At 69.0% G+C, this 13,399-nt stretch carries 11 protein-coding genes and 1 pseudogene; 6 read left to right on the top strand and 6 right to left on the bottom strand.

Going from position 1 to position 13,399, the window contains the following annotated elements:
* Positions 1-19 precede the first annotated feature (19 nt).
* Positions 20-466, top strand: coding sequence for a hypothetical protein (locus ACZYZ7_RS13510; RefSeq protein ID WP_463741117.1), 447 nt, complete (start codon positions 20-22; stop codon positions 464-466).
* A 479-nt stretch (positions 467-945) separates the two neighbouring features.
* Positions 946-4,668 (top strand): annotated as a pseudogene (locus tag ACZYZ7_RS13505) (cation-translocating P-type ATPase); the annotation flags it as partial.
* 65 nt (positions 4,669-4,733) lie between these two features.
* Here ACZYZ7_RS13505 and ACZYZ7_RS13500 read toward each other — a convergent pair.
* Positions 4,734-4,862 (bottom strand): Rv1535 domain-containing protein, encoded by a 129-nt coding sequence (locus ACZYZ7_RS13500; protein ID WP_463741411.1) that lies wholly within the window; start codon positions 4,860-4,862, stop codon positions 4,734-4,736.
* Positions 4,863-4,925: 63 nt separating this feature from the next.
* On the opposite strand from ACZYZ7_RS13500, the gene ACZYZ7_RS13495 reads away from it, so the two are divergent.
* Positions 4,926-5,198 (top strand): hypothetical protein, encoded by a 273-nt coding sequence (locus ACZYZ7_RS13495; protein WP_135451411.1) that lies wholly within the window; start codon positions 4,926-4,928, stop codon positions 5,196-5,198.
* A gap of 5 nt (positions 5,199-5,203) precedes the next feature.
* On the opposite strand, the gene ACZYZ7_RS13490 is transcribed toward ACZYZ7_RS13495, so the two are convergent.
* Both ACZYZ7_RS13490 and ACZYZ7_RS13485 read right to left on the bottom strand, forming a co-directional pair.
* On the bottom strand, positions 5,204-6,004 hold the full coding sequence (locus tag ACZYZ7_RS13490) for a tyrosine-protein phosphatase (protein ID WP_463741116.1): 801 nt from the start codon (positions 6,002-6,004) through the stop codon (positions 5,204-5,206).
* Positions 6,001-7,221 carry an acyl-CoA dehydrogenase family protein gene (locus ACZYZ7_RS13485; RefSeq protein ID WP_450071023.1) on the bottom strand — a complete coding sequence of 407 codons (1,221 nt, stop codon included), beginning with the start codon at positions 7,219-7,221 and terminating at the stop codon, positions 6,001-6,003. Before ACZYZ7_RS13485 ends, ACZYZ7_RS13490 begins: the two co-directional genes overlap by 4 nt.
* A 55-nt stretch (positions 7,222-7,276) precedes the next feature.
* Here ACZYZ7_RS13485 and ACZYZ7_RS13480 point away from each other — a divergent pair, with 55 nt between their 5' ends.
* Complete coding sequence (locus ACZYZ7_RS13480) at positions 7,277-7,738, top strand: nuclear transport factor 2 family protein (RefSeq protein ID WP_135451413.1); 462 nt, start codon at positions 7,277-7,279, stop codon at positions 7,736-7,738.
* Here ACZYZ7_RS13480 and ACZYZ7_RS13475 read toward each other — a convergent pair.
* Complete coding sequence (locus tag ACZYZ7_RS13475; protein ID WP_450070872.1) at positions 7,684-8,952, bottom strand: MFS transporter; 1,269 nt, start codon at positions 8,950-8,952, stop codon at positions 7,684-7,686. The two genes, ACZYZ7_RS13480 and ACZYZ7_RS13475, sit on opposite strands and share 55 nt — an antisense overlap.
* 46 nt (positions 8,953-8,998) lie before the next feature.
* Complete coding sequence (locus ACZYZ7_RS13470) at positions 8,999-9,880, bottom strand: LysR family transcriptional regulator (RefSeq protein WP_450070871.1); 882 nt, start codon at positions 9,878-9,880, stop codon at positions 8,999-9,001.
* A 43-nt stretch (positions 9,881-9,923) separates the two neighbouring features.
* On the opposite strand from ACZYZ7_RS13470, the gene ACZYZ7_RS13465 reads away from it, so the two are divergent.
* Together ACZYZ7_RS13465 and ACZYZ7_RS13460 are read left to right on the top strand one after the other, a co-directional pair.
* The gene (locus ACZYZ7_RS13465; RefSeq protein WP_135451415.1) at positions 9,924-10,574 is read left to right on the top strand and encodes a response regulator; all 651 of its coding nucleotides are present in this window, start codon (positions 9,924-9,926) and stop codon (positions 10,572-10,574) included.
* A 1-nt stretch (position 10,575) separates the two neighbouring features.
* The gene (locus ACZYZ7_RS13460; RefSeq protein WP_450070870.1) at positions 10,576-11,742 is read left to right on the top strand and encodes a sensor histidine kinase; all 1,167 of its coding nucleotides are present in this window, start codon (positions 10,576-10,578) and stop codon (positions 11,740-11,742) included.
* A gap of 6 nt (positions 11,743-11,748) precedes the next feature.
* On the opposite strand, the gene ACZYZ7_RS13455 is transcribed toward ACZYZ7_RS13460, so the two are convergent.
* A complete protein-coding gene (locus tag ACZYZ7_RS13455; protein WP_450070869.1) occupies positions 11,749-13,371 on the bottom strand; it encodes an LCP family protein in 1,623 nt (540 codons plus the stop codon).
* Positions 13,372-13,399: the final 28 nt, after the last annotated feature.

The following is a 13,399-nucleotide window of genomic DNA, read 5'->3' as shown; positions in this document are numbered from 1 at the left end:
AACGTGAGGAGTCCGAATCATGAACATCGTCTCAGGCGCCGTCCAGGTGGTAAGCCGGACCGCTGACGCCGCCACCGCGGCTGCTGGAGCCGTAGGCGGCGCAGCCGTCAGTGGAGTGGTCGGGGGAATCAAAGGGGTTGGCGCCGGTATTCGAAGTGGGGTGAGCCAGGGCAGCAGATCGCCTGCCGCGGCCGCACTCACGCTGGCCGCGGTGGGGGCGGCAGGCCTCGTCGAATGGCCGGTGCTGTTGACCGTCGGCGGGGCGACGCTGGTCGTACACGAGCTCAATCGACGCGCAGGGAACGGCCGGGCCGGGGCAGCGCCCCGCGCGGAATCGGCGCCCAAGCGTTCCTCGGCGCCCAAGTCGTCGTCGACGACCAAGCCTTCTTCGGCAACCAGCGCAGCCAAAGCCGCGGGTCGCCGCTCGACGGCTCGACGTCCTGGGGCGGCGACCCGCTCTAAGTGATCACCGCGATCGGCCGGATCATCAACGGCGCAGCCGCCCTGGCTGCGGCACCTTTTGTGCAGCCGGTGCAGACGGTTCTCGCGGCGGCAGTGGAATTGGTCGGTGGTGCCCCCGCCCGCCGGTGTTGGCGCGGCACCGACCGGTGCTGGATCGAGGTGCGCGGGCTGCAGACCGAGGGCGGCCGGCGGATCGGGGCCGTGGTGTTGCGCGAACTCCGCGCCCGGCCCGAGGTGCGCTCGGCACAACTGAACTATCCGCTGTCGCGCGTGGTCGTCGAGCTCGACGACATCGACCCGGACGGGATCGACCTGCCCCGGCTGTGTGGCATCGTGGCCGACGCTGAATCCGCGGTGGGGACCCCAACGTCAGGACCGCGGCCCAACGACCTGCCGGGCGACGGAATTCTGCTGGTCCTCAAAGGCGTCGCCGCGGCGGCGAGCGGTATCGGCATCGGTGCCGCGGTATTGGGCCGCACGCTGATGCTGCCGAGGTTGCCGGACGGCGTGATGGCGGCTATCAGCGCCGTCGACTACCAGCCGAAGGTGCGGGCGGTGATCGAAGCCCGACTCGGCCAGCAGGGCGCCGACACTGTCCTGAGCATCGGTGCCGCCACCGTGTATGCGCTCACCCAGGCTCCCGCGGCGGTCACCGTGGAATTCCTCCGGCACCTCTCCCAGCTCGCCGAGGCGGTCGCCGCTGCCGACGCCTGGCAGGCAGTCGAGCCGCGGCTGGCGGCGCACGCCGACTGTCGCACGGTGGTACCCGTGAGGCCACGTCCGTGCCCGCTGCCCGACGGGGTGGTGGAGCGGTATGCCGAACGTTGCGGTCGGGCGCAGGCGGCAGCCGCTGCCGCGGTGGGCGTACTGACGCGAGATCTCGGCGCCGCCGCCACCGCTACCGTCGTGACCGCGCCCAAGGCGGCGCGCAATTCTCGTGAGGCTTTCGCCAGCACGCTCGGTCGTGGCCTGGCCGACCGTGGAGACTTGGTTCCGTTGCGGTCCAATGCATTACGCACCCTCGACCGAGTCGACGCCGTGGTGGTCGACCCCCGGGTGCTGACCACCGAAGAGCTGCGGGTGGGGCAATTCCGCGATGTCGCCCAATCCGATCGTGCCGCGGTGTGGCAGTGGGCCCAGGACCAGCTGCAGGCGGGTCAGCTCTCCGCCGGTTGGCACCCGGTGGCACCGGCCTTCGCCGGAGCCGTGCGGAACGGCAGGGCCCGGGGGCGGGTGCTGGTGTGCCACAGTCACGACCCGCGCGCCCACGGTGTGCTGGCCGAGGTCCGTCGCGCAGGCGCGCAGGCGGTATCCCTGGATCTCGACGAACTCGGTGACCTGCGTTCGTCGTTCGACGATCTGCACCAGGCCGACACCGACATCGATTCGGCTCTGGCGCGTGCGGTCGACACCCTGCAGCGCGACGGTCGCACCGTGGCCGTGCTGTCGGTGGACGCGGCCCGCGCGCTGTGTGCCGCGGATTTCTCGGTCGGGTTGCTGAGCCGGCACTCCGGCACCCCGTGGCAGGCCGACGTCCTGGCCGCCGATCTCTCCGGGGTGTGGCGTCTGCTGCATGCCATGCCCGCCGCGCGTCGGGCCAGCGAGCGTGGTGTCGAACTCGCTACCGGAGGGACGCTGCTCGGTGCGCTCCTGATGGTGCCCGGCGTTCGCGGCCGGGGTCCCGGACCGGTGACCGTGGGTGCCGCGGCAGGCCTGGTCAATGGATTCTGGCTGGCACGCAGAATCATGCAGGCTGCCGAACCCAAGGCGGAATCCGTCGAAGACTGGCACGCGATGACGCCAGGGCAGGTGCTCGGTCGAGTCGCCGAAGATGCTGGCTCACTGGGCGATTCGCGCGGGGGTGAGTCTCAAGAGGCGCGAGGGCACCGGAGTGCCGTACCTCGGCAGCTGGTCGAACTCGTCGCGGCCCTGCGCGCGGAGCTCTCCGATCCTCTGACCCCGGTGCTTGCCATCGGCTCGGCCGCCAGCGCCATGCTCGGTTCACCGGTCGACGCGATTCTGGTCGGGTCGGTGCTGACCGGCAACGCCATGCTGGCGGCCACCCAGCAAGTGCGGGCCGAGCGGCTGCTGAGCCGGCTGTTGGCGGTTCAGGATCCGCCCGCTCGCCGAGTTGTCGGTGACCGTGATCGCGACGGCTACGAGAGTGTGGCGGCAACGCTGCTGCGGCGCGGAGACGTCATCGAGGTGCGTCCAGGGGAAGTGGTGCCGGCCGACGCCCGGATCCTCGAGGCGATCGATGCCGAGGTCGATGAAGCCTCGCTCACCGGCGAATCGCTGCCGGTGCCCAAAGAGGTCGAGGCCACTCCCGGCGCCGTCCTCGCCGAGCGTTACTGCATGCTTTATGCGACGACGACATTGGTGGCCGGAACCGTGGTCGCCGTGGTGACCGAGGTGGGCGATGCCACCCAGGCTCGGCGTGCTGCCGATATCGGGCACGGCGCCGGTCCGTCGGTCGGCCTGCAGACGCAGCTCCGCGAGCTCACCAACCGGGCCCTGCCCTTCAGCATTGCCGGTGGCGCACTGGTCAGCGGGCTGGGCCTGCTGCGCATGCAGCCGCTGCGAAATGCGGTGGCCAGCGGTGTGGCGGTCGCGGTGGCTGCTGTGCCCGAGGGGCTGCCATTGGTGGCGACCTTGGCTCAGCAGGCATCGGCGCGACGGCTGACTCGCGCCGGGGCGTTGGTCCGCAGTCCGCGGTCCGTGGAGGCGCTCGGCCGGGTGGACGTGGTGTGTTTCGACAAGACCGGCACGCTCAGTGAGAACCGTCTTCGGGTTTCCCAAGTACGGACGGTGGGTGGCGCGGCTTCTGAACAGCACGTGCTCGATTGCGCCGCTGCGGCCACCCCGCCGAAGAACGGCGACCGCTACGAACACGCGACCGACGCGGCCGTGGCCGAGGCGGCTACTCGTCTGGCGCCCAACAGGATCGGCACATATCTGGCGTTCCGCTCCGGCCGAAAATTCTCGGCCGTGCTGCTCGGAGGCCAGCTGGCTGTCAAAGGCGCACCCGAGGTGGTGCTGGCCGCCTGCGGTGAACTGGACCCCGCCGTCGGGCGCACGGTCGACGAGATGGCGCGAAGAGGACTCAGGGTGCTCGCGGTGGCCCAACGCACGCTGACCCCGTCGCAGGCCGAACGGGGCCGAGCCGATGCCGACCAGCTGGCTGCGCTGTGTGCCCGGCGTTTGCGGTTCGTCGGCTTGGTGGGATTGTCCGACACGCCCCGGGCTGAAGCGGCCCAGGTGTTGGCATCGTTACGGGAGAGCAAGATCGGCGTGCGACTGATCACCGGGGATCACCCGGTCACGGCGAACGCGATCGCCGCGGAATTGGGCCTTTCGGTCACCGCGGATCAGGTCATCAGCGGTGAGGAATGGGTGGCGATGCCACGGCGCAGCCAGGAACGCGCCGTGCGGGAACGCCGGGTCTTTGCCCGGATGTCGCCGGAGCACAAGGTGCAGATCGTGCAGACGCTGGAACGCACCGGCCAGGTTTGTGCCATGGTCGGCGACGGGGCCAACGACGCCGCAGCCATCCGGGCCGCCACCGTGGGTATCGGGGTGGCCGGGCGCGGCAGCGACCCGGCCAATAGTTCGGCCGACGTGCTGCTTCTCGACGGGCAGATCGGTTCCCTGATCGATGCGCTGGATGAGGGCCGCCTGCTGTGGCGCCGGGTTCAGGCTGCGGTGGCGGTACTGCTCGGCGGCAATGCGGGCGAAGTGGTGTTCTCGATCATCGGCAGCGCCCTCACCGGCCGGTCGCCGCTCAACACCCGGCAACTGCTGCTGGTGAACATGATGACCGATGCGCTGCCGGCCGCCGCGCTGGCGGTCAGTTCCACCACCCGATCGACGCCGGGCGCCGGCCACGGGCCCGACCGGACCGAGTTGTGGCGAACGGTAGCGATACGGGGTGCGGCGACGGCGGGCGCGGCCACCGGGGCCTGGTTGTCGGCGGGCTTCCCGCTGGCACCCCGGCGCGCCTCCACGGTCGGGCTGGTGGCACTGGTGTCCACCCAGCTGGCCCAGACCCTGATCGACTCGCACAGCCCCCTGGTGATCGCCACCGCGGCCGGCTCCCTGGTGTCACTGGGGGCGGCGATCAGCACACCCGGGGTCAGCGAGTTGTTGGGCTGCACCCCGCTGGACCCACTCGGATGGGCGCAGGCGCTCACCGCGGCGGGGGTGGCCACCGGCATCGCCGCGGTCGCGCCCCGGCTGGTGTCGAGGTTCACCCCGCTGTGGCAGGAGCCGCCTCAGTCGTCGATGTCGAGCACCCCGCAGCGCCACAGCACCGCATACAGCTCGCGCAATGGAACGGCCAAGACCCGGGAAACGGCGTCGGTCAACGGATCGGCGGGCGCACCGGAACCTGATGTACTCACGCCTCTCACGCTGCGAAGTCGACAAGTCGAGATGTCGAAGTCGACGTGACCGAAAGGTGACCAATGACAGAAAATTCGAAATCGGCAAAAGGACACCGTGCCGCGGTGCGCACCGTGCGCGATGCCCACGGATTCACGATGACGTTGCCGGTGGTGGGCCGGGTCAAGGTGCCTCACCCTGAGCAATTGGCCTACTACGGCGCGCTGGGGATACTGGCGGCGGTCGAGATCATCGACTGGCCGGTCGCGGTGCTGCTCGGCGCCGGGCACATGCTGATGCACAACGAGCACAACCGAATCGCCGAGCAGCTGGGCGAAGCGCTCGAGGAGGTGTGACCGGCCTAACCGAGAAGGTTTGACCGCAGCGCGGCGACCTCCTGCGCCGATACCGCGGCCGCCTCGAGGAAACCTCCCACCGAGCCGTACGCCTCGTCGAGCTTGCGCCATGCCGCGTCGAGGTACTCCTCGCGCACACCGAGCACCTCGTCGGTCAACCGTGCCTCGGCAAAGGTGATCACCTCGGGCGTGCCCTCGGACTTGGCGCGCACATTCTCCAGGATCCGTTCCCGCAGCGGCGCAATCGCGTCGTTGCTGCGCAGGAAGTCCGCGATCACCAGGTCGTGGTCGACACCGGCGGCGTGCAGCACCGTGGCGACCGTGAATCCGGTCCGGTCCTTGCCGGCGAAGCAGTGCGCGATCACCGGACGCTCCTGGCTCAGCAGGGAGATCACCTGGCGCACAGCGAGATGCGCGCCGGGCAGGGTGGGAAACTCCTCGTACACCTCGGTCATGTAGCGCTTGGCCGATTCGCTGACGTCCTCGTCGCCGGGTGACTCGGACATCACCCGCTGGAACGTCGACTCGTGCGGCGCTTCCTGATTCGACGAATCGTCGGGGTGGAACGGCAGCAGGTGGATCGACACGCCGTCGGGCACCTGGCCCGGTCCGTGCCGTTGCACCTCCCGGCCCGAACGCAGATCGGCCACATCGGTGATGCCGATCCGGCGGAACTCCTCACGGCCGACGTCGGACAGCCGGCTCAACTCACTGGAGCGGTACAGCAGTCCGGGCCGGGTTCCGGTGATCTCGGCGACGTCCCGAAAATTCCACGCCCCCGACAGTTCTCCGAGTTGGGCGGTCACTGCGCAGTCACCGCCGCTGCTGCCAGAGGTGACTTCTCCCGGCCCAGCTCGGCTCGGGCGATGGTCCGCATGTGGACCTCGTCGGGACCGTCGAACAGTCGCATGGCGCGGTGCCACGAGTACAGCCGGGCCAGCGGGAAGTCGTCGCTGACCCCGGCCGCGCCGTGCACCTGAATGGCTCGGTCGATGACATCGCAGGCGATCTGCGGGGCCACCGACTTGATCTGGGAGACCAGCACGTGGGCAGCCTTGTTGCCTTCCTGGTCGATCATCCAGGCAGCCTTCTCGCACAGCAGCCGGGCCTGGTCGATCTCATTGCGGGACTTGGCAATCGACTCGCGCACCACACCCTGTTCGGCCAACGGCTTGCCGAACGCGACGCGCTTCTGCACGCGGTCGACCATCAAGGCCAGGGCACGCTCGGCGGCACCGAGCGCGCGCATGCAGTGATGGATCCGGCCCGGGCCCAGCCGGGCCTGGGCGATCGCGAAACCGCTGCCCTCCTCATGGAGCAGGTTCTCGGCCGGCACCCGCACGTTGTCGAACACGATCTCGCAGTGCCCGTGCTGGTCCTGCCAGCCGAACACCGGCAGCGAGCGCTGGATGTCCACCCCGGGGGTGTCGACGGGCACCAGGATCATCGACTGCTGGGCATGCGAGGCGGCGTCGGGATTGGTGCGGCCCATCACGATCAGGATCTTGCAGCGCGGATCGGCCGCCCCGGTGATCCACCACTTGCGGCCGTTGATCACATAGTCCGCACCGTCGCGCAGCATCGTGGTCTCGATGTTGCGGGCATCCGAGGACGCCACGGCGGGTTCGGTCATCGCGAACGCGCTGCGGATCTCACCGGCCAGCAGCGGATCCAGCCACTGCTTGCGCTGTGCCTCGTCGGCGAACAGGTGCAGGGTCTCCATGTTCCCGGTGTCCGGGGCCGCACAGTTGAGCGCCTCGGGGGCGATCTCCAGGCTCCACCCGGACAGTTCGGCCAGCGGCGCGTACTCCAGGTTGGTCAGGCCGGACTCCGAGGGCAGGAAGAGATTCCACAGCCCGGCAGCCTTCGCCTTGACCTTGAGCTCCTCGACCACCGGCGGCACCGTGTGATCTCCTGCGCCCTTCTCGTCGCGATAGGCGTGGTACGAGGCTTCGGCGGGCAGAACGTGCTCCACCATGAAGTCGGTCAACCGGGAGTGGTAATCAGCCGCTTTGGCCGACATCGCGAAGTCCATGCCAGCCACGATAGCCACATGGTTAGACAGGTAGAAAGGTGGCATGACCGAGACCCGCCCGCCTTTCCCGCCCTTCACTCTGGAAACAGCCCTGCAGAAGGTTCAGGCCGCCGAGGACGCCTGGAACACCCGCGACCCGCAGCGGGTCAGCCTGGCCTATACGCCGGACTCGCAGTGGCGCAATCGCGACCTGCACATCGTCGGACGCGAACAGATCGTGGAGTTTCTGACCGCCAAATGGGAGCGGGAGCTGGACTACGTTCTGCGCAAGAGCCTGTGGGGGTTCCGGGAGAACCGGATGGCGGTGCGGTTCCAGTACGAATGGCACGACGCGCAGGGCCAGTGGTACCGCAGCTACGGAAATGAACTGTGGCAGTTCACCCCGGAGGGCCTGATGGCCCGCCGCGAGGCCAGCATCAACGACGTCCTCATCGAGGAGTCGCAGCGGCGTTACTTCGGTTTGCGCCCTGAGTCGGAGTACGGCCGGGACATCGAGCTCTGGTAGTTGCGCGGCTCGCCGGGGTGGTGGCCGCCGAGCGTGCAGGCCAACACCCCGGCCAGCACTGCCAGACCCATTACAGTGCCGGCCACGGCCGGCCACCCCGCGGCGTCGAACGCCAGCCCGCCGACCCAGCCGATCAAGCTGGAGCCGGCGTAGTAGAAGAGGTTGTACAGCGAGGACGCCTGCGCCTTGCCGTCACCGGCGGCCGCGCCGACCCAGCCCGAGGCGATCGCATGCGCGCCGAAGAACCCGGCGGTGGCGATCACCAGCCCGATCAGCACCACGATCACGTTGCCGGCCAGGGTGATCGCGACGCCGGCGATCATCGTGGCGATCGAGCCGATCAGCACGGTCTTGCGGCCGAACCGGGTGGCCTCGGCGCCGGCCCGGGCCGAGGCCCAGGTCCCCGAGAGGTAAGCCAGGAACACCAGGCTGACCACGGTCTGCGGCAGGTGAAACGGTGCGGCCATCAGCCGGAACCCGAGGAAGTTGTACATCGCCACGAACCCGCCCATCAGCAGGAAGCCCTGGCTGTAGAGCACCAGTTGACGAGGTGAGCGCAGGTTCTCGGCCAGTCGCCGGGCCAGGTTGCGGCTGCGGGTCGGGGTGAAGCCGCGCGCGGGCGGGGCGAGTTTGACGAATGCGAACGCCGACAGGCCGCACAGCACCGCGACCACCAGCACGCCGACGCGCCACCCGGCGAACTCGGCGATGGGCCCGGTGACCAGGCGGCCGGCCAGTCCGCCGATCGTGGTGCCCGCGACGTAGGTGCCTGCCGCGCGGGCGGCATGTCCGGCCTCGATCTCCTCGGTGAGGTAGGCGATGGCCACCGCGGGCACCCCGCCCAGCATCAGCCCTTCGAGAAGCCGGCCGGACAGCAGGAGCGGCGCACTCGGGGCCAACGGCACGATGAGCCCGAGAACGGTTGCCGCACTGATGGATATCGTCATCGCCTGGACCCGGCCGATCCGGTCGGCCAGGGCGGACCACGGGATCACGCCCAGCGCCAGGCCGACCGTGGCGGCCGAGATGGTCAACGCGGCGTGGGCGGCGCCGGTGCCCATATCGCGGGCGATCAGCGGGAGGACGGCCTGGGGCGAGTACAGCTGCGCGAAGGTGGCGACCCCGGCGCAGAACAATGCGGCCAGCAGGCGCCGGTACTCGTTCGAGCCACGTGAATGCCCCTGCCAGTCAACGGAGGTCAGGGAGGTGGACACTCAGTCGACGGTAGGGCGCCCGCAAAGATGTGTCCAATGCATGAGACTAGTCAATGTCATGCACGTCATGCATGACGAATTCGGCCAACCGGGCCGCGGCCGGCGGCAGTTCGCGGTCCGCGTTCCAGGTCAGGCCGATCTGGCGTTTGGCGGAACTCTCCGACAGGGGTATGTACGCGGCGCCCGGCTCGGCCCGTTCAGGCCGCGGCACCGGCACGACGGCCACCCCGAATCCCGCCGCCACCAGCCCTTCTATGGTCGGGATCTCCATGGCCTCGAACACCACGGGCGGCGAGATCCCGGCCTCGGCCCACAGCTCATCGGTGAGCTGGCGCAACCCGAAGTCCGGCGCCAGCGCCACGAAGGGTTCGGCGCCGGCGTCGGCCAGCCGGATCCGGGACCGCCGGGCGAAACGATGCTCACGCGGCACAGCCAGGCACAACCGCTCCATGTGCAGCCCGCGCCAGCGGAAACCCTCCGGGCGTGGTGAGGTGATCGCCAGGTCGGCCTCGCCATTGGCCAGGCGTTCGACGATCTGGTGGGCCGCACCCTGGAACAGCTCGAAGCGCACCAACGGAGCCTCGGCGCGGAACCGTCGCAGCAGATCGGGCACGAACCAGCCGGCCTGCGAATGCAGGAACGCCAGCCGCACCGTTCCGGTATCGGGATCGCGCGACTCCGCGATTCGCTCAGTGGCCGTACGGATTTCGCTGATGCTGCGACGTGCGTGCTCCAACAGGATGCGACCGTAGGCATTGAGCCGAAGCCGTCGATTGACCCGATCGAACAGCGGCACCCCCACCTGCTCCTCGATCCGGGCCAGCGCGCGTGACAAGGTGGGCTGGCTGATGCCGAGTTCGGCTGCGGCGTCGGTGACATGCTCGGTCTCGGCAAGCACCACGAACCACTGCAGCTCGTCCAGATGCATACCGCCGACTCTAAACGCGCTGATCACCGACCCGCGCTGTGCCATGCTGTGGCGCATGGCCGAAAAGGTGCGGGTGGTGGTGGGCGACGACCACCCGATGTTCCGCGAAGGCGTGGTGCGCGCCTTGATCTCCAGCGGCGAGATCGACGTGGTGGCCGAGGCCGACAACGGCGCCGACGCACTGGAATTGATCAGAACCCATCAGCCACAGGTGGCCCTGCTGGACTACCGGATGCCGCAGCTCGACGGGGCCCAGGTGGCCGCCGCGGTGAGCCGCGACGAGCTGCCCACCCGGGTGTTGCTGGTCTCCGCGCACGATGAGTCGGCCATCGTCTACACCGCGCTGCAGCAGGGGGCGGCCGGGTTCCTGTCCAAGGAGTCCACCCGCAGTGAGCTGGTGAACGCCGTGTTGTCGTGTGCCAAAGGCCGTGACGTGCTCGACCCGAACCTGGCGGCCGGGCTGGCCGGCGAGATCCGTCGTCGCAACGAACCCGATGTCCCGGTGCTCAGCCCGCGTGAACGCGAGGTGCTCGACCTGATTGCCAAGGGCCGCTCCATCCCGGCAATGGCCAAGGAGCTGTTCCTCGCCCCGTCGACGGTGAAGACCCACGTGCAACGTCTGTACGAGAAACTCGGTGTGAGCGACCGGGGCGCGGCGGTCGCGGAGGCGATGCGCCGCCGGCTGCTGGACTGACATGGCCAGCGGGCGCGTCGTCGAGTTCTTCACCACTCAACCGGTCCGGGTCTCGGCGCTGCTGCGGCTGCCGCTGATCGGCCTGATCGTGGTGCTGGTCTCGGTATGGGATGTCGACCACTGGCTACCGGTCCTGTACGCGGTGATCCTGAGCGTGTACACCGCCGTGGCAGTGCTGTGGCTGGTGGTGGTGTTCCGCGGGCCCATGCCGCCGTGGGCCGAGTGGGCCTCCACCGCGGTCGACGTGCTGGTGCTCGTCGCCCTCTGCGCGGTGTCGGGCGGTGCTACCGCGGCGCTGCTGCCGGTGTTCTTCCTGTTGCCCATTTCCGTTGCGTTCCAGGATCGTCCGTGGCTGACCGCGCTGCTCGGTGGCTGCACCGCACTGGGCTACCTGGCGGTGTGGATCCTGTATTCCGAACGTGACGACAACGTCGGTCTGCCCGACATCGTCTATATGCACGTGGGATTTCTGGCCTGGCTGGCGGTCGCGTCGGCGGCGTTGTCTTTCGTGCTGGCGCGGCGTTCGGCGCGGGTGCGGACGCTGATGGAGGTACGGCGCCAGCTGGTATCGGAGTCCACCCGGGCCGATGACCTGCGCAATGCCGAACTGGCCGAACATCTTCACGACGGGCCGCTGCAGATCCTGATGGCCGCACGCCTGGAGCTCGACGAGATCCGCGAACGCATCCCTGACCCTGGGCTGGACCGGGTCCACGCCGCCCTGCAGGAGACGGCGGTCGGCCTGCGCTCCACGGTGACCGCGTTGCATCCCCAGGTTCTGGCGCAGCTGGGGCTCACCCCGGCGGTGCGGGAACTGTTGCGCCAGTACGAGACCCGGCCGGATATCACGGTGCGGGCGGACCTGGAGGACGTCGGGCACCCCGAAGGTCAGGCCCTGCTGTACCGCGCCGCCCGCGAGTTGCTGGGCAACATCAACAAACATGCCGGCGCGAGCACGATTTCGGTCGGCCTCTACCGGTCGGGCGATCGTGTCGTGCTCACCGTGGCCGACGACGGCAAGGGATTCGATCCGTCGACGGTGGCCCAATCGGTCGCCGAGGGGCACATCGGGTTGGCCTCGCTGCAGGTACGAATCGAGGCCATGGGCGGCTCGATGGCGATCAGTTCGGAAGCCGGATACGGCACCCAGGTCCGGGTCACGCTGTAGCCGCGGCTATTTGACGCAGGGAATGCCGGAGACCTTCATCTGGCTCAGGTCGGTCGGAGCCGCGGACTTGGTGCCGGACGCGGTCGCGGCCACCGTGGTCACCGGCGTACTGGCGGTGGTTTCCTCCGCCGCCTCGTCGGACGAGCCCCACGTCGAATCCGACTCAGACTCCGAGGAACTCGCCGAGGACGAGTCGTCCGATCCGGTCATGTAGTCCTCACCGGGAAAATCGGTACCCAGCGTCAGCTGTACCGTCCCGGCGGTCACCTCGGAGGACGGGGTGGCGATCACTTTCAGCTCGTCGGCCAGCGACTGGGCGGCGGCCTCGGCGCCGGTCCCGTAGTCGATGGTGGTGACGGCGGCCAGAGATTCCGCATCGCCGATCTGACCGGGGGTGAATCCATTTGCGGAGAAAGTGGTCTCGAGCTGTGCGGCCAGTCCGGAGTAGGTGGAGGCGTTGACGACGTCGAGCACCGCGCCGTGGCCTTCGAGTACGTGCGCCGGTGCTGCGGGGGCGTCGGTGGTGCCCCCAGGTTGGGCGACCAGGTCACGCACGATGGCCCGGATGGCGTGGATGTCGACGATGTTGATGTCCTCACCCAGCGAGTTCTGGCCGAACTCCTTGATGGGCAGGGTGTAGAGGGTGGGCGGCGCACCGGTCAGTGCCGACGCCCGACTGGCGAATTTGGCCAGATCGAACCCGGAATCCAGCGCGACGTTCTGCTTCGTGACGTTGAGGAGATCGCGCAGCATCGTGGGACTCGAGAGGGCGCCGCTCTTGCCCAGGGCCGATACGAGTGCGGCGATGAAAGCCTGCTGGCGTCGGGTGCGGTCGAGGTCGGTGAAGTTCTCGTCATTGATGTCGCGGCGCTGACGCACGAAGGCCATCGCCTGCGCGGCGTCGATCTGCTGCACGCCCCTTCGGAAGTCGGCGCCGGAGTACGGATCCGCGGTGTCGGCGTTGAGGCACACCGTGATCGGCGCCACAGCCTTGGCGATCTGGAAGAACGCGCCGAGGGTGACCTCCACGAAATGGTCGATCGGGATTCCGAGCAGATTGCGTACGGTGGCGATCTGGGCCCGGCGCCCGGCCTCACGGGCCTGCTGCTCATTCGCCGACGGATCTTCGGACGAGGACTCCAGCGACTCCATCTCGCGCTGATAGGCCCAACCGTAGGCCTGCTTGACCTTGCCCTTGCACGGGTCGACGTCGCAGCCGGCCAACTCGACGTAGTCGTCGCGGGGGATGGAGAACGCGGTCGGCGGGCCGCCGTTGCCGGGCAGGTGCACCACGATCAGCACGTTGGCGTTGTAGCCGCCGACGGTCTCGTCACCGGCGTGCAGTGCCTCGTAGACGTCCTGCGGCAGCGGGTTGCCGTGCTGATCCAGCCTGCTGTCCAGCCCCATGATCAGGATGTTCTCGGTGTCCCCGGAAGAGACGGGGCCGCCTTCCAGCGCGTTGGACGTGGTGATGCCGTCCAGCGCGCCGTGGTACGACACCCAGCCGGCACCGGTTCCGGCCAGCACCGTTGCCGCTATCAGGCCGACGGCCACCCGACGGGCAGCCCGCACGCCGCGGCGCGGCATACGGTGCCGGGGGGCGCTGGCGGAGTGGGCGGGTGCGTTCATGGCACCTGCCATTATGGGGCCGTTCGCT

The organism is Mycobacterium sp. IDUB_17 (assembly GCF_055419465.1).
The sequence above is the reverse complement of the archived record's forward strand: the minus strand, read 5'-3'. Positions and strand labels throughout refer to the sequence as shown.